This window comes from Paenibacillus marchantiophytorum (assembly GCF_014640555.1).
Lineage (GTDB): Bacteria > Bacillota > Bacilli > Paenibacillales > NBRC-103111 > Paenibacillus_E > Paenibacillus_E marchantiophytorum.
Genome location: NZ_BMHE01000003.1, coordinates 199930 through 225209, shown reverse-complemented (window position 1 = coordinate 225209; position 25280 = coordinate 199930). Strand labels below are relative to the sequence as shown.

Sequence of the window (25280 nt, the reverse complement as noted above, 5' to 3'; positions counted from 1 at the left end):
GGCGAGGTTTGCTCTATTCTTGCGGCATGCATGTTATACTTGAAACGGGTGATCGCATACAATGAACGGACTTAAACGTTTGCAGTCAAAACAAAAAAATGGCCGATGGATTGCCGCATCCGTCGTTTGTTACCTCATACTTGCCTTTTATATACATATCCTTTCTTTCAATGCGCCTTACCTCGGCATCGAGCTTGGGCAATCGTCCAGTGCCGGATGGAAGGTCGAATCGATTGACGAAAGCGGTAAGGCGGCGGTTTGGGATATTCGGCCAGGCGACAAGATTATAGCCATGGACGGCAGTCCCCGTCCGAAACTGGTAGCGACCGTTTCCGGGACCATCTTGACCAGAGCGGCTTATATCGCCGTGGAGAAGCAGGACGGAACGCGGCTCGAGTTCCGAAGCTCGCCACGCCCGAGCGACATCGTCCTGATGATAATCTCGGCCGCCTTGGAAGTGACGCTGCTCGCCATCGGCATCTTTGCCGTCCGGACGAAGCCGGAGTCATGCATTATCCGCCAGTTTTATATGCTGAACGGGATGATGGCACTATGCGTGCTGAGTCAGTTTTCAGACGAGAAAACGGTGTCCGAACTGATCATTATTTTATGCTCGATTTGGCTGCCGCATCTGCTTCTTTCTTTTTATTTGCTGTTGGTATTCCGAACTGTCCATACCCGGTTCAAGAAGCTGCTTGCAGGCTATTTGGTTTATTCGATCGTCCTCTCGCTATCGCTTGTTTCCTTTATCGCTGTGGGTCAAGATGTGTACAATTGGGTCGTGGACATACTCAATTTGACGGTTGTCGGCACACTCCTGCTGCTGGCGGGCATCACCTTCGCTTACTGGAAAACGTTCGGCCAGCGGGAGCAAAACCAACTGCTCGTCCTGTTCGCCGGGCTGTTCTTAAGCCTGTTGCCGTATACGTTTCTATTCGCCATTCCGATACTCGTCGGGGAGGAGCCTATCCTCCCTGTCAAATATACGCTCATCGGCCTCATACCATTTTCCGGTGCGATCACGTATCTGCTTATCGACAGGAGCATGCTCGATATCCGGCTTTATTTTCCCCGGCTGCTTATTCACGGCATTTACTTTGGTAGTTCGTTCGCGTTGTTCACTCTGGCTGCCAAAGGGCCAATGATTGCGACCTACCTGCTTTTTGGGCTGTTTGTCCTGCTAACTTTCATTTATCACAAATGCTTGCACCGTTTTCAGCGCAAATCCGAGCGGCAGGCAGAATGGCTGGAACGGCAAAAGCTGCAGCTGTATAAGCAATTGGCGGAGAATGGGAACAAGTCGCATGCACAAGGCAGTATGATCCCATACAACCGAATCCTTCTTGAGGCGCAGCAATCCGAACGCATTCGCACCACCTATTATTTGCATGATCATTTGCTGCAAAATTTGATCTTTTTGTCGCGGGACCTAGAGGAGCTGCACGATACGGGGATAGCGGACAAAGAGCAAATCGCCGTTTGGCTGAAATGCGTCTACGACTCGCAGCGGGAGATTCGAACACTTTGCGACGACTTATATCCGCCTATCATCGACAAAGGCGATTTGAAAGAGGCGCTGCAATGGCTCATGCGCACGATGCGGGAAAAAGGAGATATCCGAATCGAACTCGCTTATGGGCTCCCTCCCGGAGAACTGGCAAATGAGCTTATCAAAACGAATTTGTTCCGAGCTACACGCGAAATCGTCCATAACGCCTTCAAGCATGCTGAAGCGACTGACGTGACCATCCGATTATGGAAGGACCGGCAAACAATCTGCTGTGAAATTGCCGATAACGGCAAAGGATTCGACATCGCGTCGGTTTTGTATCCTGCTCCTGAGAGGGAAAGAAGTTTCGGCCTTCTGTCCGTGCACAGCCAAATTAGCCATCTCGGCGGGTGTATGGACATCGACTCCTCCCCAGGAAACGGAACGGTCGTCACGATCAAATTGCCAGACGGAACGGAGGCGCATGCCCATGCCTGACCCAATAAGAGTCGTGCTGCTAGACGACCATCCCCTTGTGCTCGAAGGGTTGAAAAACCGGCTCGATAAGGAGCCGGACATCGAGGTGCTGCGAACGTTCGGCGATCCTCGCGAGCTGTTGGAAGAAATTGGCGAATGCCGGCCGGACGTGCTCGTCATGGACATCTCGATGCCGTATATGAACGGATTCGAGTTGGGGAAAACGTTGAAAGAACGCTTCGGCCATTCTCTGAAAATCATCCTGCTGTCCGGCTATACGTATGATGAGTTTTACGCCAAAGCCTATGAAATCGGGGCGCATACTTACTTGTCCAAGCAGAGCACCTATGCCCAGATTATTAATGCCATTAAACAAAGTGTGATGGGCTATGCACTCGTTTCGGAAAAAATGATGTCCCGGTCCCCGGACCATCTTACCCCGAAGGAACGAGAGGTGTTGGAACTGGTCGCTGTGGAGTTGACGAACAAAGAGATCGCCCTGCAGTTGGCTATCAGCCAGCGCACGGTCGAATACCATCTCACGTCGATCAATCAGAAGCTCGGCGTCAAAACACGCATCGGTGCGGTGGCCAAAGGATACAAGTCAGGTTTGCTCGGTTCTTATGACCAATAAAATGAGCTCGCTAGCTTAGCTATCGCGTGGAGATAAGAGAACGTCAAGCCGCGAAACTAGCAAAATGTGTCCAGGATAGCGAGTTCGAGGGAACTACAGTGCGCTATATTTCTGAAAACCGCCATATTCCAAGCCAGAGGGAACTGAAATCCGCTATTCCACCTTTTCCCGGTTGGAATCAGCAGGTTCCGCTTAAATAGCGGATCTCAGTTCCCTTTCATGCTACATTTATCCCAGTTTCCGCCAGTTAGCGGATCATAGTTCCTTTTCATCGACGCTCTCTGTCATTGCAAAGCCCAAAGGGAACTACGATCCGCTAATTTGTCGAAAACCGTTATGAATACACTCATCTCTTGGGGTGGCAAAGCCGCTTTTTTTGCTGTGGAGTCGTAAGAGGCTGGAAGAGTATGGGTTAATATTTTGAATTTGATAATGACTAGATCGACATAATGTGTTACTATTTTATAAAATCGTGTTACTGCACACGTGAACATTAAGGGGTGTAATGAATTTGAGGCATCGTTTATCCATTATTTTGATTTTGTTGTCAGTACTAATTTGTGTATCTGCATGTAAAGCAGAGAAGCCTCAGCGAGTGGCTGAGACTGAGAGAACAGAAATTGTTCTAGCTATCGGTGGCGAACCCGAGGCAGGTTTTGATCCGACAACAGGTTGGGGGCGTTATGGTTCGCCGTTATTTCAAAGCACGCTGCTCAAACGCGACAAAGATTTGAATATTGTTAATGATCTGGCTACTGAGTATGAGGTAAGTCAGGATGGAACGATTTGGACAGTAGAGCTGCGCAAGGAAGTTAAGTTCAGCGATGGACATCCGTTAACGGCAATTGATGTTCAGTATACCTATGAAACCGCAGCAGCCAGCGGCTCATCGATTGATCTAAACAACCTAAGAAGTGTGCAAATCTCAGATGATACAAAGGTAAAGTTTATTTTAAAAGAACCGCAATCAACGTTTGCCCAAATGCTTGTGTCTACAGGCATTGTTCCTAAACATGCCCATGGAAAAGATTATGCTCTTAAACCGATTGGCTCTGGTCCGTACAAGTTGGTTCAATGGGATAAAGGACAGCAATTAATGGTTGAAGCTAATCAAGATTATTACGGAAATAAGCCTTTTTTCCAAAAGATCACCTTCCTTTTCCTAGGTGAGGATGCTGCATTTGCTTCTGCTAAGGCAGGGACAGTTGATATGGCTGCGATTCCTGCAGCATTCAGCAAACAGGCGGTGAACGAGATGGACTTGATAGGCGTCCAGACGGTTGACAATCGAGGCATCATGTTTCCTTATGTGAAATCTGGAAGTAAAACGAAGGAAGGTTATCCGATCGGAAACGATGTTACAGCGGATGCTGCCATTCGTAAGGCGATTAATATAGCGCTGGACAGGAAAGCTTTGGTAAAAGGTATTCTAGAAGGTCATGGCACACCCGCATACACTTTGAATGACGGACTTCCTTGGTTCAACGAAGAAGCAATTTTCGTGGATGCAGACATGCATGCAGCGAAGAAGCTGCTGGCCGATAACGGATGGAAAGACATAGATCACGATGGAATAGTTGAAAAAGAGACATTAAAAGCAGAATTAAATCTGCTTTACCCCGCCAGTGATGTGACGCGTCAGTCGCTTGCTATCGCAGCAGCGGATATGTTGAAACCGTTAGGCATCCAGGTTAAAGCGGAAGGGAAGAGCTGGGATGACATTGAGAAGCAAATGCATGCCAATCCTGTTCTTTTGGGTTGGGGGAGCCATGATCCGCTCGAAATGTACAATGTTTACAGCAATAAATTTGGCGGAATTGAATATTACAATCCTGGATATTACAGCAATCCCAAGGTTGAGGACTACATGACGCAAGCCTTGCGGGCAACGAATGAAAAGGATGCCTGGGCATTCTGGAGAAAAGCCCAATGGGATGGTGAAACCGGGTTAAGCGCAAAAGGGGATGCGCCATGGGCGTGGCTGGTTAATCTCGATCATCTCTATTTAGTTAAATCACGACTCGACATTGGTAAGCAAAACATACATCCACATGGACATGGTTGGCCGGTAACCGCGAACATCGAGGAATGGCGATGGAAATCTTAGTACGCAAAGGAATAGGTCTGATCCTACTGCTGTTTGCCGTAAGCGCTATTTCATTTATGCTGGTTCATTTATCGCCAATAGATCCCATTCAAGCCTATGTTGGCGCGGATATGATCAGGGTTAGTGTGGAACAGCGAGAAGCAATTATGCAATATTGGGGGTTAAATGACCCACCATTCTTGCGATACTGGAGTTGGTTGAGCGCACTGGTGAGTGGAGACTTAGGAACTTCTATGATCTACCGCCGTCCTGTGTTGGAAGTGATCGGTGAACGTTTCGCCGCATCTCTATTCCTTATGGGGGCTGCCTGGGTTTTGTCAGGGTTGATTGGATTCATTTCTGGCGTATTCGCTGCGATGAATCGGAACACTTGGATCGATAAATTAGTCCGTTGGTATTGCTACACCCTTTCTTCAACGCCGACTTTCTGGATAGGCTTGCTTTTCATGCTTGTTTTTGCTGTATGGCTCGGCATCCTGCCAGTAGGGCTTGCGACCCCGGCAGGCATTGCCTCAGATCAGGTTCAATGGATGGATCGAGTCCGGCATATGCTGTTGCCAGTACTGACGCTTAGTGTGACAGGGATCGCAGCAATCGCGCTGCATACGAGAGAAAAGCTAATTGAAGTGATGGATAAGGACTATTGGTTGTTTGCAAGAGCACGTGGCGAACGAGGATTCACAATCTTTTGGAGACACGGGCTGCGCAATGTGGCATTGCCAGCTATCACCCTGCAATTTGCTTCATTCAGCGAGCTGTTCGGCGGAGTCGTTCTGGCTGAGCAAGTATTTTCGTATCCGGGTTTGGGACAAGCGGCTGTTGAAGCTGGACTTCGTGGCGACATTCCTCTGTTATTGGGAATTGTGTTGTTTAGTGCAGTATTCGTGTATACAGGAAATGCGATGGCTGAGCTAAGCTATCGTCTAATCGACCCTAGGATGAAGAAGGGCAGGCGATCATGAAGCATCTTATGCGCGTCGGTATGACGCTTCCCCAATTTCATTATCGACTGAGAATTTGGATTTCATCCATGGCCGCATTGTTCGTATTACTAACTATTATCGCGATGTCCGTGTGGTTCGATGCCTCCGGTCTAGCTACGAACTTGGAACAGCGTAATTTAGGCCCTTCCATCCGACATCTTTTTGGGACAGATTGGCTTGGGAGGGATATGCTCACGCGGACGATCAAAGGTCTTGGACGCAGTCTTCAAGTTGGCCTGATCGCGGGATCTTCAAGTGTGATAATCGCCAGCATGATGGGGATTGCGGCTGCCGTTATGGGTAGTATGGTCAATCGTTTCATAAGCTGGGTGACTGATTTATTTCTTAGTGTGCCACATTTAGTGACGCTGCTCTTGATTTCATTTGTGCTTGGTGGAGGGGCGCAAGGCATTATCATCGGTGTCGCATTGACCCATTGGCCAAGTTTGTCGAGGGTCATTCGCGCGGAAGTCATGCAGATTCAAACAGCGCCCTATCTAGCCATTTCACGCAATTTCGGTAAATCCAGCTGGTGGATCGTGACCAGGCACATCATTCCTCACCTGATTCCGCAACTGTTGGTCGGACTCATACTTATCGTCCCGCATGCTATTCTACATGAAGCATCGATTACCTTTATCGGCATGGGGCTATCGCCTCATGAACCAGCAGTTGGTATTATTTTATCGGAATCCATGCGCTATTTATCTTCCGGGCTCTGGTGGCTGGCCTTGTTTCCTGGGTTGTGTTTGTTATTCATGGTAATGGCCTTTGCTAGATTGGGAGAAAACTTGAAACAAGGGGTGGATCCACGGCATGCTCATGATAAATAAAGTCAGAAATTTGGAAGAAAGGGGCCACTTATGCTGGAAGTAAGTAAGCTTTCTATTCGTTTCAAGCGGTTTGATCGCCGTCTGCGATCGGTGCAGACAGAAATCATTCATAACCTTCAACTATCCATAGCTTCAGGTGAAATTTTGGCGGTGGTAGGATCCAGCGGTTCAGGCAAAAGTCTGCTCGCTCACGCAATACTCGGCATTCTTCCTGGGAATGCTGAAGTTGCAGGCGACATTTATTTCAAGGGAGAAGCATTGACGCCGGACAGGCAAAGACAGTTGCGTGGACAAGAAATGGCGCTCATCCCGCAATCTGTTCAGTATTTGGATCCTTTAATGCGCGTTGGCGAGCAAGTACGGCAATCCGTTCGCCAGGGCGATCCTGCGGAGCTGCAACGGAAAGCTTTTTACAAATATAACCTTGCCGGCATGGTTGCAAAATGGTTTCCATTTCAATTATCCGGCGGAATGGCGCGGAAAATTCTCATTTCGACGGCAACGGTAAGCGGAGCTCGCTTGCTGATCGCTGATGAACCGACGCCTGGTCTTGATGGCTCAGCAATGACGGAGACTCTGAGTCGCTTTCGACAGTTGGCGGAAGAGGGGTGCGCCGTTATGCTGATTACGCATGATATCGAGGCGGCCTTAACAGTAGCGGATCGAATCGCCGTTCTTTATGCAGGAACCGTAGTAGAAATCGCTCTTCGCAGCGACTTCACTGGAGCAGGAGCACTGCTGAGGCACCCTTATACCAAGGCTCTTTGGCAAGCGCTGCCTGGGCAACAATTTGCAGCTTTACCCGGCTCTCAACCGTTGCCTGATAACTTGCCCAGAGGGTGCTTGTTTGCTCCGCGATGCTCATTGGCTACTTCCGAATGTGCTGAGGCTCTTCCAGAAATTCGTACTGTGAGGAACGGCGAAGTGAGGTGCTTGCATGCGACTTGAGGGGAAGTCTCTCGGATATCGTTATCACAAAGCATCATGGGTTTTTCAACATACGGACATCCATATTGAGGCGGGGGAGATCGTAGGCCTGGTTGGACCTAGCGGTTGTGGGAAATCCACGCTTGGAAAATTGCTTGCCGGTCATCTTCATCCCGATCAAGGACAAGTTATTCAAGATGGGAGGCCTATCGCCGCAGGTCAACGGAATCCGGTACAATTGGTATTCCAGCATCCCGAGCTAGCGGTGAACCCAAGATGGAAACTGAAGCGCACTCTTCAGGAGTCAGGAGTGCCCGACGATAATTGGATGACAGAACTCGCCATCGAAGACCATTGGTTGAATCGTTATCCGAACGAGCTGTCTGGTGGCGAGTTACAACGAATTTGTGTAGCGCGCGCGCTTGGAGCAGAGACCCGATATCTGATTGCAGATGAAATGACAACTATGCTGGATGCGATTACGCAGGCACAAATCTGGCATTCTGTGCTGAAATGGTCGAAACGAAATGCTGCGGGTATATTGCTCATCAGTCATGAGCGTCAATTAGTCAACAGGTTATGTGATAGGATAATGGATTGGGAGAATATGACCGGATAAAAAAGGGATTTTCCTATCGGAGACGAATTATCCTAGAAACACTGTTGAATTAGGGGATGTTTACTCATGCGTCTGAAAGAACATCTAATTGATTCCTTAATGAATTTAACCTCTGACGGGATCGTGATTGTTGATACACATGGCACTGTGTTAGAGGTTAACAAGAAATTTGAAGAGTTGCATGGCTGGACAAGGGAAGAAGTTATCGGAAAAGTACTGCCGATGACTCCTGATATTCATAAAGCAGAAGCTCTACGTTTATATCAGACTTTAATAAACGGCGGGCAAGTCAATGATTTCGAAGCGCTTAAACTTAGAAAAGATGGCTCTACCTTTTACGCCAATGTGACGGTTTCACCTGTGAAGAATAATGAGGGAGTCGTTATCGGGTTTGTCGGTGTGGAAAGGGACATTAGTGAAAAGAAAAGAGCGGAAGAAGAGCTGCTGGAAAGAGAAAAACAGTTCAGAAGATTAATCAAGCTTAGCCCTGAACCAATAGTTCTGCATAAAGATGGATACGTGAACTTTGTGAACGATGCTTGCTGCAAACTTTTTGGCGGCGCTACAACAGATGACTTCAAGGGAAGATCAATCTATGATTTTTTCAGTTCAAATGACAAGGATCTCATTTCAGCGCAGCTTGAGCAGGTTATGCAGTCGGATAACTACACGGATTTTATGGAGAGAAAACTTCAGAAATTAGACGGAACTTTTTTTGATGCAGAAATATCTTCTATTTATGTCCACAAAAATTTGGGGTTTCCAGTCGTACAAACCGTGATTCGTGATCTGACAGAGCGCAAAAAGTCGGAAGAAGCGATCATTAGATCTGAAAAACTATCACTAATTGGTCAATTGGCGGCTGGTATCGCGCACGATATACGTAATCCCTTAACTTCTTTAAAAGGGTTTGTTCATTTACTAAAGGCTAAGAAGGCAGACTATGTTGATGTCATGATGGAAGAATTAGAACATATCAATTATGTAGTCAACGAATTTATGACGCTGGCCAAACCACATCTTCATTTTTACATGGAGAGTAAGACGCAAGAGCTTGTGCAAAGTGTAGTTGGTTTTCTGCAACCCCATACTCATCTATATAACGTTCAAATACAATTGAACATGCAGCAAGACGTTCCTGCCATTTATTGCAACCCGGACCAAATCAAACAAGTTTTGCTTAATGTATTAAAGAATGCAATAGAGTCTATGACTGGCGGAGGGTTCATACGCATATCATCCCGAAAGTTAAATCATAGCTTGGTTATCTGCGTCGAAGATCAAGGGGTAGGCATCACGGAAGAAAGATTATCCCAATTAGGGGAACCATTCTTCACTACAAAGGTTAATGGCAACGGTCTAGGTTTAATGGTTTGCAAACGGATCATCGAAGGACATGGAGGCAAATTGTCTATTCGAAGCCAAATTAATCTGGGAACTACCGTTGAAATTGAATTGCCTTTCAAAAAAATAATGGCATAGATTCTTATCCGCCGAAATGGGCGGATTTTTATTTTTCACAGAAATGACTGACTGCCTTGTCTTTTATTCAAATAACTGTTGCAATTATAGCTCTAAGGAGTCATATAAATTATTCATCTTCCAGGTATACTTTAAGACAGATAATTCGATTGTAGAAGAAAAGGAGTAGAGAAACGGAAGTTCATAGATCTGCAACAAGATATTCAAAACCTTGCCACATTCTTTGTGAAAAAAATCACATATCAACTCGCGTTTCGTTTATAATGCCAGTATATCGTTATTTAACGCTAGCTAATATGCCATGGAGGGATGGGTGGCTATGAATCCTAATGAAGAAAACAAACGAATTGTTAAGCAAGAAAAGCGCCTAATTATTCTGTGCATCACCGTAGCAGGCATTATGCTGCTGTCTTTATCCAAGTATCTCTTTAAATAATAATTGTTAGTTAGCCAAGCTTTAGGAGGGGGAATCATCATGTTATTAGCTAGCTACGATCCAGTCATGTATAGCCGAATGCTAACAGGGCTAACGCTTGCATTCCACATTATATTCGCTACCATCGGGGTAGGCGTTCCACTTATGATTGCTCTTGCGGAGTGGATCGGTATTAGACGCAATGATGAGCATTATCTGCTTATGGCAAGGAGGTGGGCTCGCGGCTTTGTCATTACCGTGGCCGTCGGTGTCGTAACGGGAACCGCAATTGGGTTGCAACTCAGCCTGCTATGGCCCAGCTTTATGAAAGTAGCCGGACAATCGATCGCTATCCCGCTCTTCCTGGAGACTTTCGCCTTCTTCTTTGAAGCGATTTTCCTCGGCATTTATCTGTATACCTGGGATCGCTTCAAGAATAAAATGACACACTTCTGGATGCTCATTCCAGTCGTCATTGGATCATCCGCATCCGCGTTCTTTATTACGGTTGTCAATGCCTTCATGAATGCGCCAGCGGGTGTAACTGTGGTAGACGGCAAAATTACCGATATTTCTCCCTTCGGCGCCATGCTGAGTCCGGCGATGCCGACCAAGGTTTCACATGTCCTCATCACTGCTTACCTGACCTGTGCTTTCATTCTAGCCGCTATTTCAGCATGGTCCTTGCTCAAGGGCCGCAATCATGTGTACTACAAAAAAGCCCTCAAGCTCACCATGATTTCTGCTTGTGTATTCCTTCTTTCAAGCGCGATTATAGGAGACTTATCGGGTAAATACTTGGCGAACTATCAACCCGAGAAGCTGGCCGCGATGGAATGGCATTTCGAAACGACCAAACAAGCCCCACTGGTCTTCGGAGGTATTTTGACAGAGGATAACGAGATCAAATACGGCATTAAAATCCCGTACGCACTCAGTATTCTCGCTCATGGACTTCCCAATGCGGAAGTCACAGGACTTAATGATATTCCGGCTGATGAAACGCCGCCGCTCTGGATTCATTATCTGTTCGATTTGAAAATGAGCTTCGTTGCCATGATGGTAGTGGTCGCATTGGCGTTCTTATACTTATTATGGCGCAAACGCTCGCTTGTTTATTCAAATAAATGGCTGCTGCGCGGCATCATTCTTGCCGCTCCGCTCGCGATGCTGACGATTGAGCACGGCTGGATCTTCGCCGAAGTTGGACGCCAACCATGGATTCTTCATGGCATCATGAGAACTTCTGAAGGAGCAACCGTCTCGGATCACGTGGATACGATGCTTATCGTCTTCGCACTTCTCTATATTGTACTTGGATTAACGGCCGTTCGGGTACTGATCCGCATGTTCCGCAACAATCGGGCTGAGGATGAAATCGCGGCGAGAGGGATAGAAGGGGGCGGCCAGCAATGAGCTATGAAGTAATTGGAATTACTGTGTTATGGATATTCCTGTTCGGCTATTTAATCGTAGCTTCCATTGACTTCGGCGCCGGCTTCTTTAGCTATTACAGCACGATAACCGGTAAACGGCACCTGATCAATAAAGTGATCGAGCGTTATCTTTCCCCGGTATGGGAAGTCACCAATGTGTTTCTTGTTTTTTTCTTCGTCGGCTTTGTCGGATTTTTCCCAGATACGGCGTACTATTACGGCACTGCGTTATTGCTTCCAGGCAGTGTGGCTATCATTTTGCTCGCCATTAGGGGATCGTACTATGCCTTTAGCAACTATGGAAGCAAGAAAGACAGTCGGTTTTACTTGTTCTTATATGGGGCAAGCGGACTACTTATTCCGGCTTCGCTATCAACCGTCTTGACCATTTCCGAAGGCGGCTACATTGCCGTAGACAATAACAATCAGATAACTTTCCTGTTCAGCAAGCTGTTCACGAGCGCATACTCTTGGGCCGTAGTTCTTCTTGCGATTGTGAGCGTGCTCTACATCTCAGCCATGTTCTTGTGTTACTACGCCAATCGGGCAAATGATCGAGGAGCGTTCGAGGTCGTACGGAAATATGCGATTGCCTGGAGCGGCCCGACCATTCTGAGCAGTCTGCTTGTATTCTTCGCGATCCGCGGGCATAATGCCGGACATTTCCAGCGGATGGAGGACTATGCTTGGATGTTCGTTCTATCCTTTGTCTGCTTCGTCGTGGCCATTTATCTGGTATGGGCGCGCAAACGGCTAGGGCTGTCATTCATCTTCGTCTTGCTGCAGTTTGGATTCGCCTTCTTCGGCTATGGGGCAGGGCATTTACCATACATTCTATATCCTTATTTAACAATCTATGATAATTTCACCAGCGAACCAATGGCGATTGCGTTAATCTCTGTGTTCGTATTGGGGTTGCTGCTGCTTATTCCATCTTTGTATCTTCTAATGCGCCTTTTCTTGTTCGATGCCAATTATGTGCAGGGCAAGCGCAACAAATGATATCTGATAATTATGCCATGACGGAAAGAAGGGGGTTCATCTATGCTGGAAAATTTTCTTATCTTCGTCGCACCTTTCCTCGTTGTTATTGGCGCCATTGGATTGTTGTTCTGGTTAGGAGGGCGTAAAAGAAGCAGTAATGAGCCACTATAATGAAACGGAAAGGTGGTTCCTATGAGGAATATGACAAAGTTCAGGGCAATTGGGATTATGGCGGGCATCCTTTTTACATGCCTCTTCATCTTGGCTTTATTTTATTTCCAGAACACAGAGTCATCGGCCAATGAACCTGTCATGACGGAAAGCGACGGCTATCAAATTGCGACAATTCAAGTGAAGGACGATGGCTTTTATCCAGCCAATATTGAAGTTAAGGCAGGCGTTCCAACAAAGCTGAATTTCAAAAAGCCAAGCGGCTTTACCTGCATAAGAAGTGTGGCTTCTCGGGACATAGGACTTGATCTCTATCTGGAAAAAGGGGATAATTTCACAACCTTGCAAGATTTAAAGCCGGGAACCTATAAGTTGCACTGCGGTATGTATATGTACTATGTCACACTTACAGTGAAATGAGCAGCAGCCGGCTTCAAATAACCAAAAAGCCATATCCAACGATGTTGGATTATGGCTTTTTGGTCTATGGCTGACTAGGTTGTCGCTTCTTCCATCCGATACCCGATACCCCATATGCTTCTAATCATAGAGGCGGCAGCTGGTGAATAGAGGTGCAATTCTTTCTCAGTATTCATTTTTCATACCAAGCTTTACTGAAAGCGAAGTTGTTGTATGAACGATCTTTTGAATGAGTGTTTCATCTATACTCTCGCGAGAGACAGGACCTGCAATGGTAAGAGAAGCAATAACCTGATTGCGGTAGTCGAATACGGGCGCAGCGATGGCAATAACATCGGGGTAGATTTCGCCGGAGGAGATGGAGTAGCCGTCTATTCTTATTTTGGTTAGACTCTGGATGAGTTCAATCGTGTCAGAATCCTTGATTCCACTTAGGAATTGATCGACTACTTTACTAGGCTCGAATGCAAGCAAAACTTTCCCAGACGCACCTAAATGCAAGGGGAACGCTTTTCCAATTTCAGCTTTTAATCGAATAGGTCTGCTGCTTTCAACGTAATGAATACAAATTACGCTCCCTCCCGATCTTAAGGCGAGGATTGAGGTTTCACCTGTCTCTTTGGTGAGGTCCTCCATGAAAGGGATCGCGAGTTCAATCAATTGCTTGTTAATTTGGTGGTGCACATTGCGGGCAAGATCGAGAATTCGCAGACCCAAAGTAATTTGTCCTTTGCCTTTTCGTTCAATAAGGCCGTGTTGTTCCAAGGTTTGAAGGAAACGGTAGGCTGTACTATCAGGGATTCCAACATTATCTGCGATTTGACTAACCGTTAACATTTCCTGTGTTTCTGCCAAAGCGAACAAAATTTCTAAAGCTCTGTCCAATGTTTGAGTCCCGTTCATAAACTGTACTCATCCTCATCTCATTAAAGTAGGCACAATTTGGGGCGTAATCGTTAAAAAAATCGAATTATCATATATTGATAATAATCTAATGGTTACTAATAATCAATTTAGAATAAGACATCATGTTATTGATGTGACATAACTTGACATTTTAGATTAATTGGTGTTAAAGTCTGCATGTATAATGATAATTCATTATCATATTATGATAATTATGGCGGTGATAAGAATCGAATGACTGCAAACGGGGATCTCGATTTTTGCGAGAAAACTGTGATTACATTACTCCATAGGAGGCAGAACAATGAAAGTCGATCTTGCAATTAGAGGGAATATTGTGCTTCCAGACTGCGTATTGAACAATAGCATTATTGGGATCGAGAATGGTGTTGTCGTATACATCGGGGATCGCAATGACACCTTAGAAGCTGGAGAATATCTTGACGCATCTGGGAAGTTAGTCTTACCTGGGGCCATTGATGCACATGTTCATTGTTACTCATCGATGGAAGAGGGGGTGAGCAACCTCACACGCGCTGCCGCTGCAGGAGGTGTAACTACCATCATTGAAATGCCCTACAATGCAAGTGGGATCATATGTACAGCACAGTTGCTTTCAGAGAAGAAAGAATGGATGGAACAAGAAGCCGTTGTAGATTTTGCTTTATTGGCTACGATACAGAAGGAAGGATCACTGGACGAAATCTATGCAATGGCAGAGGCTGGTGCCTGCGGCTTTCATGTTTCCATGTTTAATAATGACTCCACTAGCATTCCTCGTATAGATGATGGCAGATTGTTGGACGCATTTAGCATCATTGCTGAAACCGAATTACCTGTTGGCGTCCACTGCGAAGTTGATGAAATTATTAGAGCTGCAACTGTCAGTATGGCGCCACTGGGGGGCGATCCTCGAGCTCACTGCTGGAGCAGGCCTAAGATTGCAGAATCCATTGCTGTGAATACGGTGATGGAATTAGCACTGCTGACAGGCGTCAAATTGCATCTGCTTCAATGCACCTTCCCCGAAATCTTCGATTCTGTTCAACATTATGCGAAGTTGGGAGCAGACGTAACGGCAGAAACTTGTACGCATTATCTGGTTTTTCATGAAGACGACATGCTTCAATTAGGGGCTAAAGGGAAAATAAATCCTCCACTCCGGCAGGCAATAGACGCCGAGGGATTGTGGACGTACCTGGCTTCAGGACGTATCTCAATGGTCACTTCGGATCACGCGTCATGGAAACTGGATCGCAAGAGCTCACGAGATATTTTTCAGAATGCCTCGGGCGCACCTGGTGTTGAGTCATTATTGTCTATCCTTTATAGCAGTGGTGTAGCTACGGGCGTTATTAATTTGCATGACTTCGTTCGAGTTATTAGTCAGAACCCAGCGGATAGATTTGGCATGGGGAAATCAAAAGGGAGACTGACTGTGGGATATGATGCGGATATCGTCATCTTTGATCCGGAAGCGCAGTGGAGGATAGATGAGTCCGAAGAGTATTCATCCGCGGGATGGAGCTTATATCACGACATGATCGTCAAAGGAAGAATTGAAAGAACTTATGTGAGAGGACAACTCGTTTATGATGGCAAGGAAGTGTTAGCAAGCGCTTACGGACGATTTGTTAAAGGATCTTATCAGGCAAAGGAATGGAATATGTTGTGATCATACAAATCTATTAGCCGAAAGGGGATCCTGTAACCGAGATGCACAATGAAGACTATACGCGACTGATTGGGAAGAGACTAGTACATAGCATCTGGAACCCGCATGGGGTTTTGATGATTTCTTCCAATGTTATTCTCACTGAATTACATATTAGCCAATTGAAGAAATTAAACATTAATATGCAAGATATTCATGTAAAAGAAGCTATTCTTGATCCTTCCTATGAACAAATCAAGCAAGCGGAGTCCGGATTTCAGGAAATTCAGGATTTTGTTTATCACAATGGAAAGCTGCCTGATAAAACTGCACAGGATAAGGTGCTTCCATCCATTATTGCAGCTACGAAAAAGCGAAACCTGTTTAGCTTGCTTGAACAAATGCGCTCCCAAGAGGATTTCAGATATAAGCATAGTCTCGCTGTAGCAATCGTTGCCATTAAGTTGGGGAAATGGCTTCATCTTCCTGAGGCAGAATTAGAACTCCTCTCTCTAGCTGCTAGCCTCTTTGATATCGGTTCCGTCAAACTTCCCTCTACGATGCTGGATAGCAACGGGCGTTACCAAGCACACGAGAAGGATATAGTCAAGCAACATACGATTTTCGGTTATGAAATTCTAATGAATTCTGACGTGAATCCCCGTGTCGCACTGGCTGCGCTTCAACATCATGAACGGATCGACGGAAGCGGATATCCTAGCGGTTTAATTGGAGATGAGATTGATCCAATAAGTCAAATCATAGCTGTCGCTGATGTGTATGTTGCCATGATTTCAGAGCGTCCACATCGAAAGGCATTGCCATTCCATGAAGTTATCCAAACCATGCAGAATGATGTATTCCAAGGTAAATTCGATTCGAAAATTGGCTTAACCTTTCTGAATATGCTTATGTCTATGCAAGTTGGCAAAGAGGTTCGGTTATTGGATGGCCGACTTGGAACTATTGTACTAACGAATGTGAATTATCCTACACGTCCTGTTGTAGAGATCGAAGGGAAATTGTTAGATTTAAGAGTTTTAGAATTGGAGATAAAGGAAGTACTGGGTTGATAAAGAAATGCAGTCTTCGTTATGGAACCAGCCAAACAGGCTGCCAAATGTCCAAATGGACGATGGCAGCCTTGTTCATATAGCTAGACGCAGATATTCGGTAGATGATGATGAAATACGGGAGCTGGTGCAAGACACACATTCCTTGAATTAAAGCCTATTCTTTGGTACGATGTGAGGAGTTTATTAGTATCAAGTCACTATTGCAGATCGAAGGGAGCAGATTAACATTGAAAAAGTCCAAGCAAAGTCCCCCTTCAAATAACAAAGCTTTTGGATTAGCCTTGCAGGCTCTGGCTGTCATGTCCATGAATCCGAATCGTTTCGCAAGCAGTAATATTGCTAATCACTTATGTTCTGAAGCATCGCTTATGCGCCGTATTATGGCTAAGCTTGCTCATGAACATATATTGGAAGTAAGAGAGGGACGTGACGGAGGCTATTGGATTAAAAAGCCGCCCGAGTCCATAACATTTGCAGATGTGTATACGGCGCTTCAGGTAGGGGAGTCACTGTGCTCTGGGTTGTTAGATTCTACAGGAGACCACCCATTAGGGCTTCAAATGAATGATGTTTTTGCCGATATGGCGGAAGAATTACAACAAGGCATTTTGGATGTACTGAAGAAACGCACGATTGCAGATTTGGCGAACGAAGCCATCATTAAAAGTAATTGACACGTATCTTAAAACAAATTATACTGTGCATAATATCACGCAGTTAACTTTCAGTTTTTTTTAGTGTAAACTGTGTGTATTTTTACTCAGTTTGAATTTGGTTTTATAGAAAAGAATCGGAGGCGCAGAAAGATGGAGACGAACACGAAACAAGGGCAGGACTTTTTTGAGGTAATTAAGGAAAGACGCTCGGTACGCCATTATGACCCTACTGTTCGCATTTCAGAGCAGGAACTGAAAGATATAGTGACAGAAGCGACCCTTGCACCGTCAGGCGCTAACTTGCAACCATGGAAATTTATTGTATTCAATGATCAAGCTGTCCAAGAGAAGCTGCTTCCGATTGCCAATAATCAGAGGCAAGTTGTTGATGCATCAGCGGTAATTGCGGTTTTAGGAGATTTGGAGAGCTATAGTTATTCGGAGAAAATATATGCCGCTGCCGTAGAGGCAGGCTACATGACGGAGGAAATAAAAAACACGATAGTAGCTAATATTAATGGTGTATTGTCCCAAATAGACTCGAATGATCTTAAAAATAGTGTGCTGATTGATTGCGGATTAGTTTCGATGCAGCTTATGCTTGTTGCCAAAGCTCGTGGTTATGATACTGTTCCCATGGCTGGATACGACACAGTTAAATTCAAAGCAGAGTTTGGCATATCCGAGCGTTATGTTCCTGTGATGCTTATCGCGATAGGCAAGGCAGCACAAGCAGGGCACCCAACCGTGCGTTTACCGATAGATGATGTCTTGTTCTGGAATGGTAACCTGTAGTAAGAGAGTGGAAGTGAACCGATGAAAATAGTTCGGGTATATCCTCGGAATCGTAACAGAATCCGCAGGATATACCTTTTTTGTGTTTGAGTGAGTAAGCAAAATTATGGACATATTACAAAAGATGCCATCTGTAATGGGCCAAGCTCCTGTTATCCACAATGCGATCAAAATTATTTTAAAACCTAAAGGTATACTTTAGCTCTGTAACAGGAGCTCCTGTCACACCATCCCCCTGTTTGACGGAGTTCCGATGTGCTGCTCTGACGTTTTGGATACTCTGTTTGGCTTGCCATACATATCAGGATTAGCTGTACGGACGCCAGAGCCCCCGTATAAGGCTACCATTGCTTGTTTGTTTTTTGTTTGACAAGGTTAACTATATTCATTATTTCCATTGACATCCCCTAAGTTAAAAAATAATATTACGTTATAAAAGCTGGGGGTGGAGTGATGATCGTTTATGAGCATAAGGGCACTTTGCGATTCTATGAGCAACATCAGCATGCTCAATTGGCGGGGAAGATAGCGGCTGCCTGGAAAAAGGATTATTTTATTGGAGCGGAGTACTGGGATGATGTGATGTATGCAGTGAAAGAGCATGATCGAGGTTGGATTGATCTGGATGACAGCCCGATGTGGGAAGTTGGTCAACGGTTGCCCTATGGCTTCTGGAACTATCCGCTTGCTATCAAAAAGCATTTTTACCACTTGGGCGTAAATGAAGTAGAGGACGTAAATCTTTATGCTGCTCTTCTTTGCAGCCTTCAATTCTGCAAGCTCTTGCAAATGCTACCTGAAGACCCTCACGCTATTGATTTTCTTAAATTGGAAAAGAAACGTCAGGAAAGGCTCGAGGAACGACTTCATCTCCAGAGCCAAGATGCCAAGGAAAGACTTGCGTTTCACCTAGCCTTGCTCCGTTTCTGCGATGATTTGAGTATATATATGTGTATCCATCCTCCGGGCACTGTGAAGTCGAAGGAGACTTGGTTTCGTGATGGATTGACGGAAACCTTTGATTTTCTCGGGGGGAATCCGGTGATCCCTAGTTGGGACGGAGAAGCGATTGTCCGGCTTACCGCGTTCCCTTTTCAATCCGATTTGCAGCTGGAAGTTCCATATCGTGAAGTTGAGACAGCCGAAGTTTCACTGCTTGGATTAACTGGCGCCTATAAGCAAGCCAAGCTTTCCAAGCTATGCCTTACGCTGACAAAAGCTTAAACGATAAAGGAACTATGGATGGATGAGCAGCCGCGGCGTTGGAATGAACAAGCAATAAAGACGATGAAATGGGGCTGTTCAAGGGTGTATTTTACCATTAGACAAGAACTTTCTGAGGATTATAGCAGGACTGAAAAAATCGTAAAGCAAGCATTTGCTGAAATGGAGCACATTGACAAAAAAGAACATGAATTAGTTTCCCGAATTCGAAAATCCAACATATTCATCCCTGAATTGTCACTGGTGGCAACGAATGATGAGCAGTCTGCGGAATCATTGGCTCTTGCTCCTATTTCCGTTGTACCAGAATATCAAAACCTAGGAGTAGGAAAGCTATTAATGAACGAAGCCCTACAAAAAGCCGCTGAGCTTGGATATGATTCGATTGGTATTGGGGCATCCCGATTATTATCCCAAATTTGGCTTTGATAAAGCCTCCAAGTGGGGGATAAAGGCCCCATTCGAAGTAGCAGATGAGGTATTTATGGCATTAGAATTACGAGAGAACTCTCTTGATCATGTTTCAGGGGTTGTAGAGTATCCGAGCGTGTTTTTTGATTAAAAGTCTATCCCTAATCTGCAGGGTTTGAATATTGTCTTGTATAAAAAAGTCCTTGAAATCATTGATTTCAAGGACTTTTTCGGTATTTGGGGAGGTAAGCGTTCATTCGCAAGCTTTATTTATAGTAAGAAGTTGTTAAAGGTACGAAAATGCCTGATTTATCGTCATTTTCATAAGAATAGAAAACGGTGACATCACTTAATCCCGCTATATTGACTTCAATTGTTTTTAATCCGTCAGCGATACTCACGGTATCTTGTTTAAGCAAAACGCTGTTCTTGTCTTGAATTTTAAGTTGAACATCAGAACCGATAGCAGCAACTTGCAAATAAAGTTTTTGGTACTTGCCTTTTGGCTCTAAGGTGAAGTTGGATCCTGAGCTTTTAGTATCTTTAATGACTTCCGTATAATCTTTGCTTTTATATTTCGTCAAATTAGGATCTTTAATAGCTTCATAGAAAGTTTGTCCAGCATTAACGGGAGTGCCATCAACCTTTTCACCAAATAATACGCTGTTTGAAGCGGCATCATAGTCTACGGCTACGTTTAAAGAATTCGCTATAGCACGTGCTGGCAAGTAGGTGCTTCCATCATATGAAATCGGAGTTACTACATTCCCTTGTGCATCCAATAGCTGAACTGTCGCCCCGTTTACTTTTACCTTTATATCGTTGTTCAGATAAGCCTTAATTTCTTGTAAATTAGCTCCTGCATAAACGCCGCCTGCTGCGCCCAAAAGCAATGACAACCCGACGATAGAAACTATCGTTTTTTTCATCCGTATCTCTCCTCGTATCTGTATTAGTTCCAACTCACCTTTTACACTATATATAACAAATAAAGGAAATACAAGGGTCAAAAGGAGGAATATCCTTGTGCTTGAGATCAAGTCCTGCAAGGTGAAATATTCAATTGGACTGCTTGGAATCGACTAAATTCGAATGTTGAACTCCAGAGGGAACTGTGTTCCCTTATTTAGCCTCGAAACGACCATTTGGCTTGTCAAAGGGAACTATGGTACGCTAATTGGCCTAATTTGCCGGGATATCATCAGAGGTGAAATAAGGGATCCTACTTCCCTTTCAGCTGCAAAATAGAAGGTTCTGGGGCAAATAGGGGATCATAGTTCCTTTTCGCGCGGGAGTGCAGACGATTTGCAATTTGCTATATAAGGTAAGTCTTGTCCATCCTATGACTTAACGCAAGGACGGCTCAAAGCGTCTCTAGAAGAACAAGCGCAGCAAAGAAGCATGATAATTGGAAAAATCGACGGATGCTCCAAGGAAGTAACCGATTGAAATAAAAATAGCACACCAGACCATGGCTCCCATGCCCGAATAGAGCAAATATTTCCGGGGGCTCATAGCGCTTACCCCTGCCAGGTAACAAGTAAGATGGCGGAGACCTGGGATGTAGTAGCCGATGCATATGGCCCAGGGGCCGTAGCGCTCGAACCAAGTCTCTGTTTTCTCCAGCCTTTTTGACGTAAGCTTGATCCATTTGCCGTATTTCCAGAGCAGCGGCTTGCCGAATTTCCGCCCGAGAGCGTAGCTGCACAGCATGCCTGTCATGGCCCCGAAGAAGCTGACCGCAAGGGATAGCGGGAAAAGGAGCAGCCCCATCGAGGAGAGGTAGCCGACAATCGTCATTAGGATTTCATCAGGGACGGGCAAGCCGATAATACCAAGAGCCAAACAGAAGAAAATGGCGATGTATCCGTATTGTATAATGATGTCTTGTAGGAAAGCTATGGCGGCCACGCTCCTTTTCTACTGGAAGTCTGCTGATTTATCGGCGGTTGCCTCAGAAGCTTTTTTTGTGGATAAGATGGGGTTTGCTGATTTTAGGTATTTTGATTCGGCTAACCATCAGGCCGCACAATGCGATTACCAGGATCACCGTTAATTCCATATGATTCAGGATCGGTGACCAAAGCGTAAGCACGGCTAACAGGCATCCTGCAATATGGATAGGCAAACCTGTATGATGACGATGAACACAGGTTGCAATGTTAAACCGAGCCAGGCGAAGTGCTCCGCAAATGATGAAAAGGGAAGCAAGCAGCAGCCCTGAAACGGGCAATTTGTGCAAGCTGATTAGATAAACGATCAAGGCTGGGGCTGCGCCGAAGGAAATCAGCTCTGCGAGCGAACGGAACTCTTTGCCGAATTCGGTGGCAAGGTTCAGTCTACTGACGATATACTCGTCAAATCCGGCCAATACAGCCGCTAGTACAATGCAAAGCACCGCTTGGGATGGTTTATCGTGAAACGAGAAAAACATGGACATCATGCCCCCACTGAGAACAGCCATTTTGAGCAAAGTGGGAATGGTTTGAACTGACATGGGATCACTCCTTTTCTAGGTGTTGGAAAGTTTGGTTTTTTCCGTTTTTTGAATATCCAGAATATCAAGTAAGAAAACAAAGGTTGGGATGCCGATGATCAATCCCCAAATGCCGAAGAAATGCTCGGAAAAGAGCAAAACAAGAAAGGTGTAGAAGACGGGCAAATGCGTTTTGGATGCCATCAGCCGGGGATTGAGCATGTAAGCCTCCACCGCATGAATAATCGTTACAGCAACAACTAGGTAGATAATATAAGTGAATCCGCCCAAACTAAAAGCAATCATACTTAATGGAATCAGTGATAGAAAGACGCCAGCCACCGGGACAAGCCCAAGGACATAAATAAGCAAGGCCAAACCGATCAGATTGGGAAAGCCCATCAGCCATAGCGCGAAGGTTGTCAGCAAGGAGTTGATCAAGGCGATCAGCAGTTGGGCTTCGATGACTTTGCCGAACGTCTGAACGAGCTTTTTGCCGAAAAACTCAACTTCCCTGGAGAACCAGCCCAGCTTGCTGGTGTGGAATTGCGCGGTAAATCGAATGACGTTTTCTTTGCCTAGCAGCAGGAACAGGCTGAGCATCAAGGCCAAAAAGGCTTGAAATCCGAGGTTGCCGATTTTGATCATAAAATCGAAGCCTGGCTTCACCATGCTTGGAAGGTCGAGACTGTCCAACCATGTGGTTATGTAGCCCGCCACTTCGTTTTGAGGATTGTCATAGAGCTGCCTGACAAGCTCGAACAGCTGGGCGATTTGTCGGACCAGAGCAGGGAAGAATTTTGTGCCTGCAACAATCAACAGCGTTAGAAGGGCACCATATATGAGCGCAAGCAGAAATTTGGAGTTGACGGGAACAATTTTTTCGATCCATCGCTTACTGTATTGGTGCAGCCGATTCATTAAAAAAGTCAGCAAGAACGTCAGTAGAACAAGATTCAGCATGCTGCGAATAAAATAGAGAACAAGGCAAAACAATGCTAATACGGCAAAGCGCTGCACTTCTTTTTTTTGCAAAATAGCCTTGATATTCATAAACGACTTCCTTTCAGGACCTCAATTTCTATCTGCTCCATCCTGATTATAGCGGCGTGTTGTGTCCTTCATGTGTTTTATCGGGAGTAATTTTGTATAATAGCTCTATCTGAGAACACATAGAAAACACCAGAATCCGCTATTCTTGTCTTATAACGTACGAGCGTAGAGGAGGCAGCTGCAGCATGGATCGCAAGGTTTTGCTTATTGAAGATGAAAGTTTGATCCGCGAAATCGTAGGCGATTATTTCAAAAGGGAGCAATGGATCGTCTATGAGGCGGAGAATGGCTTGCAAGCGCTAGAAATGCTGGAAAAGCTGGATGCCGATCTGGTTGCTCGTAGCTCGAGCCATCAGTCTGATGAAGCGTGTCGAAGGAACCGTAGGGAAAGACGAGCACCTTCTGAATTTTTGGCAGATTTCCATTAATTGAAGGTCGCATCGGGTCGAAGTGAATAGACAGGAAATCGACCTGACGCCCAAGGAATACGAACTCCTGCTATATTTGTCCAAAAATGAGGGCATTGTGCTCTCCCGCGAAACGATTCTCGATCACGTATGGGGGTTTGATTATTTCGGTGACCTGCGCGTCGTAGACACGCACATCAAAAAGCTGCGCGGAAAGCTCGGAGACGAAGCCCACCATATTCGCACAGTCATTCGATCCGGGTATAAATTCGAGGAGGAACGATGAGAAGAATAGGGGTTACGATGAAGCAGTTTGCATTCACAGCCTTCTTTTTTCTGTTGTTCTACGCGATCATTTTGGTGGGGCAGCTTAATTTATTTGAAACCTTTTATCAGCACCAGAAAACCGCTTCATTAGAAAAACAGCTTAAGACTTTTAGTGACACTTACGAGAAAAAGCGTTGGGATGATCGCCGTATCTCTCGCGAAATGGCGCTGTTCATCAACCAAAATAAAGCGCAGCTTGCCATTCTGGGACCTGAAGGCAATATGAAGTATGATAACTTGTTTCGTATCGTCATTAAGGATGATAATGGAAACTCAATTCGCATCTCCCTCTCCTTTCTACTGAATTCCAACTTGAGGAAGCTGCTGGATGCGAACCTTCAGCGCGGAGATAAGATCGAGGTGCAGGGATACTTTGAGGAACAGAGCACGAAAGATTTCTTCTACCCGGTAATGATTCATCGAGAGGATGGCCCCAAGGATATAGGCAATTTAGATACGGTAACGAACGAGCCATTGGTTAAAATTTCGGGCGTTATCACCGACGGTGTACTGCCTTCGACTAATCAATGGAATTCGCGGCAAGGCATTTTGTTTCTTGCCCTTGAAGAATGGTTCCCGCTGACAGAAGAACGGAAAAGCATTTTAGATAACGGGAAAATGATTGAAGAGGAATGGACAGATACGATTAGTGGGACACGCAGCGTTGTTTTCATTCGACCCCTTATGCGCGATGGGAAGGTGAGTGAGCTGATCATTGTGCTGGCTTCCCTTCAGCAAATCAGTGAAGCTTTTGTAGCTTTTCTGCCGCCGCTGTGAAAAGACATTTTGTCATGTTGATACCTTGCAAGGAGTGGAATTATGGAATTCAGAACGATTGATGTTAAGAATGATAGAGAAACGATTATCTCTTTCCGCAAAGATTCCTATAGGGTGAGCTTTGGAAGCGATGAAGGTTTTGGCGATGAAGATGACTATGTAAAACGCATTGAAGAACGAATCAAATCCTTTCCTGATGGATTAGTTCTTGTTGAAGATAACGGCAAACCGATTGGCCAAATTGAGCTTCAAATCGTTCCCTATGAGGGGAGTGATATTGGTTACGTAAATCTGTTTTACCTAACACCTGAGTATCGCGGCAAGAGGATTGGGCGGCACTTGTTGGCATATGCAGAAAGCTTTTTCAATAGGCATCAGGTGAAGGCGTATCATTTGAGAGTTTCTCCGACCAATCAATTTGCTGTTAAATTTTATGAGAAATGCGGCTTGAGGCTGCTGGAAGAAGAGACAAGCAAATATGTGGTTTGGAGGATGATCAAGGAGCTAGACTGACGGATTATCCACGAGTATCGGTGAGTAT

Annotated in this window: 24 protein-coding genes and 2 pseudogenes; 21 read left to right on the top strand and 5 right to left on the bottom strand. The window is 45.3% G+C overall.

The genetic code is table 11. The annotated features are described in order from the left end of the window. The first annotated feature begins 61 nt into the window (after positions 1 to 61). The 12 genes from IEY34_RS04910 (at position 62) to IEY34_RS04860 (ending at position 12977) form a co-directional block, all read left to right on the top strand. Entirely contained in the window at positions 62 to 1987 is a 1926-nt protein-coding gene (locus tag IEY34_RS04910) for a sensor histidine kinase (protein WP_189008407.1), read from the top strand. Continuing rightward, entirely contained in the window at positions 1980 to 2600 is a 621-nt protein-coding gene (locus tag IEY34_RS04905) for a response regulator transcription factor (RefSeq protein ID WP_189008404.1), read from the top strand. Before IEY34_RS04910 ends, IEY34_RS04905 begins: the two co-directional genes overlap by 8 nt. Before the next feature lie 505 nt (positions 2601 to 3105). Further along, positions 3106 to 4707 (top strand): ABC transporter substrate-binding protein, encoded by a 1602-nt coding sequence (locus tag IEY34_RS04900; RefSeq protein ID WP_189008401.1) that lies wholly within the window; start codon positions 3106 to 3108, stop codon positions 4705 to 4707. Further along, positions 4695 to 5669: an ABC transporter permease gene (locus IEY34_RS04895; protein ID WP_189008398.1), complete on the top strand. Its 975-nt coding sequence runs from the start codon at positions 4695 to 4697 to the stop codon at positions 5667 to 5669. The genes IEY34_RS04900 and IEY34_RS04895 overlap by 13 nt, the downstream gene beginning before the upstream one ends. Further along, positions 5666 to 6523, top strand: coding sequence for an ABC transporter permease (locus tag IEY34_RS04890; RefSeq protein WP_373291152.1), 858 nt, complete (start codon positions 5666 to 5668; stop codon positions 6521 to 6523). Before IEY34_RS04895 ends, IEY34_RS04890 begins: the two co-directional genes overlap by 4 nt. Positions 6524 to 6553: 30 nt before the next feature. Further along, the gene (locus tag IEY34_RS04885) at positions 6554 to 7471 is read left to right on the top strand and encodes an ABC transporter ATP-binding protein (RefSeq protein WP_189008395.1); all 918 of its coding nucleotides are present in this window, start codon (positions 6554 to 6556) and stop codon (positions 7469 to 7471) included. After that, positions 7461 to 8069, top strand: a complete 609-nt coding sequence (locus IEY34_RS04880) for an ABC transporter ATP-binding protein (RefSeq protein WP_189008392.1) — start codon at positions 7461 to 7463, stop codon at positions 8067 to 8069. The genes IEY34_RS04885 and IEY34_RS04880 overlap by 11 nt, the downstream gene beginning before the upstream one ends. A 66-nt stretch (positions 8070 to 8135) precedes the next feature. After that, entirely contained in the window at positions 8136 to 9551 is a 1416-nt protein-coding gene (locus IEY34_RS04875) for a PAS domain-containing sensor histidine kinase (RefSeq protein WP_189008389.1), read from the top strand. A 475-nt stretch (positions 9552 to 10026) separates the two neighbouring features. Continuing rightward, positions 10027 to 11382: a cytochrome ubiquinol oxidase subunit I gene (locus tag IEY34_RS04870; protein ID WP_189008385.1), complete on the top strand. Its 1356-nt coding sequence runs from the start codon at positions 10027 to 10029 to the stop codon at positions 11380 to 11382. Next, positions 11379 to 12404 carry a cytochrome d ubiquinol oxidase subunit II gene (locus tag IEY34_RS04865; RefSeq protein WP_189008382.1) on the top strand — a complete coding sequence of 342 codons (1026 nt, stop codon included), beginning with the start codon at positions 11379 to 11381 and terminating at the stop codon, positions 12402 to 12404. The genes IEY34_RS04870 and IEY34_RS04865 overlap by 4 nt, the downstream gene beginning before the upstream one ends. A gap of 45 nt (positions 12405 to 12449) precedes the next feature. Beyond that, complete coding sequence (gene cydS / locus IEY34_RS37690; protein WP_444544023.1) at positions 12450 to 12557, top strand: cytochrome bd oxidase small subunit CydS family protein; 108 nt, start codon at positions 12450 to 12452, stop codon at positions 12555 to 12557. A gap of 21 nt (positions 12558 to 12578) precedes the next feature. Next, positions 12579 to 12977 carry a cupredoxin domain-containing protein gene (locus IEY34_RS04860; protein WP_189008379.1) on the top strand — a complete coding sequence of 133 codons (399 nt, stop codon included), beginning with the start codon at positions 12579 to 12581 and terminating at the stop codon, positions 12975 to 12977. Positions 12978 to 13142: 165 nt separating this feature from the next. On the opposite strand, the gene IEY34_RS04855 is transcribed toward IEY34_RS04860, so the two are convergent. Then, positions 13143 to 13880: an IclR family transcriptional regulator gene (locus IEY34_RS04855; protein WP_189008376.1), complete on the bottom strand. Its 738-nt coding sequence runs from the start codon at positions 13878 to 13880 to the stop codon at positions 13143 to 13145. Between the two features lie 307 nt (positions 13881 to 14187). Here IEY34_RS04855 and IEY34_RS04850 point away from each other — a divergent pair, with 307 nt between their 5' ends. The 6 genes and pseudogenes from IEY34_RS04850 to IEY34_RS04825 all read left to right on the top strand — a co-directional run bounded on the left by IEY34_RS04850 (position 14188) and on the right by IEY34_RS04825 (position 19850). Then, positions 14188 to 15558 carry a dihydroorotase gene (locus IEY34_RS04850; RefSeq protein WP_189008374.1) on the top strand — a complete coding sequence of 457 codons (1371 nt, stop codon included), beginning with the start codon at positions 14188 to 14190 and terminating at the stop codon, positions 15556 to 15558. Between the two features lie 41 nt (positions 15559 to 15599). Then, positions 15600 to 16610, top strand: a complete 1011-nt coding sequence (locus IEY34_RS04845; protein ID WP_189008371.1) for an HD-GYP domain-containing protein — start codon at positions 15600 to 15602, stop codon at positions 16608 to 16610. A gap of 230 nt (positions 16611 to 16840) precedes the next feature. Next, positions 16841 to 17287, top strand: a complete 447-nt coding sequence (locus IEY34_RS04840) for an RrF2 family transcriptional regulator (RefSeq protein ID WP_189008368.1) — start codon at positions 16841 to 16843, stop codon at positions 17285 to 17287. 132 nt (positions 17288 to 17419) lie between these two features. Then, entirely contained in the window at positions 17420 to 18064 is a 645-nt protein-coding gene (locus IEY34_RS04835; RefSeq protein WP_189008365.1) for a nitroreductase family protein, read from the top strand. 453 nt (positions 18065 to 18517) lie between these two features. Next, complete coding sequence (locus IEY34_RS04830) at positions 18518 to 19288, top strand: DUF3891 family protein (protein ID WP_189008362.1); 771 nt, start codon at positions 18518 to 18520, stop codon at positions 19286 to 19288. Positions 19289 to 19351: 63 nt separating this feature from the next. Next, positions 19352 to 19850: pseudogene (locus tag IEY34_RS04825) on the top strand (GNAT family N-acetyltransferase). 115 nt (positions 19851 to 19965) lie between these two features. On the opposite strand, the gene IEY34_RS04820 reads toward IEY34_RS04825, so the two are convergent. The 4 genes from IEY34_RS04820 to IEY34_RS04805 all read right to left on the bottom strand — a co-directional run bounded on the left by IEY34_RS04820 (position 19966) and on the right by IEY34_RS04805 (position 23228). Further along, the gene (locus tag IEY34_RS04820) at positions 19966 to 20628 is read right to left on the bottom strand and encodes a stalk domain-containing protein (RefSeq protein ID WP_189008358.1); all 663 of its coding nucleotides are present in this window, start codon (positions 20626 to 20628) and stop codon (positions 19966 to 19968) included. Between the two features lie 445 nt (positions 20629 to 21073). Further along, on the bottom strand, positions 21074 to 21601 hold the full coding sequence (locus IEY34_RS04815) for a DedA family protein (protein ID WP_189008759.1): 528 nt from the start codon (positions 21599 to 21601) through the stop codon (positions 21074 to 21076). A gap of 52 nt (positions 21602 to 21653) precedes the next feature. Then, positions 21654 to 22196, bottom strand: coding sequence for a CDP-diacylglycerol--serine O-phosphatidyltransferase (gene pssA, locus IEY34_RS04810; RefSeq protein WP_079417750.1), 543 nt, complete (start codon positions 22194 to 22196; stop codon positions 21654 to 21656). A 15-nt stretch (positions 22197 to 22211) separates the two neighbouring features. Then, positions 22212 to 23228 carry an AI-2E family transporter gene (locus IEY34_RS04805; protein ID WP_189008355.1) on the bottom strand — a complete coding sequence of 339 codons (1017 nt, stop codon included), beginning with the start codon at positions 23226 to 23228 and terminating at the stop codon, positions 22212 to 22214. A 185-nt stretch (positions 23229 to 23413) separates the two neighbouring features. Between IEY34_RS04805 and IEY34_RS04800 the strand changes: the two are divergent. The 3 genes and pseudogenes from IEY34_RS04800 (at position 23414) to IEY34_RS04790 (ending at position 25252) form a co-directional block, all read left to right on the top strand. Then, positions 23414 to 23921: pseudogene (locus tag IEY34_RS04800) on the top strand (winged helix-turn-helix domain-containing protein). Next, positions 23918 to 24739 carry a hypothetical protein gene (locus tag IEY34_RS04795; protein WP_189008352.1) on the top strand — a complete coding sequence of 274 codons (822 nt, stop codon included), beginning with the start codon at positions 23918 to 23920 and terminating at the stop codon, positions 24737 to 24739. The pseudogene IEY34_RS04800 and the gene IEY34_RS04795 overlap by 4 nt, the downstream one beginning before the upstream one ends. 42 nt (positions 24740 to 24781) lie before the next feature. Beyond that, the gene (locus tag IEY34_RS04790; RefSeq protein ID WP_189008349.1) at positions 24782 to 25252 is read left to right on the top strand and encodes a GNAT family N-acetyltransferase; all 471 of its coding nucleotides are present in this window, start codon (positions 24782 to 24784) and stop codon (positions 25250 to 25252) included. Positions 25253 to 25280 lie beyond the last annotated feature (28 nt).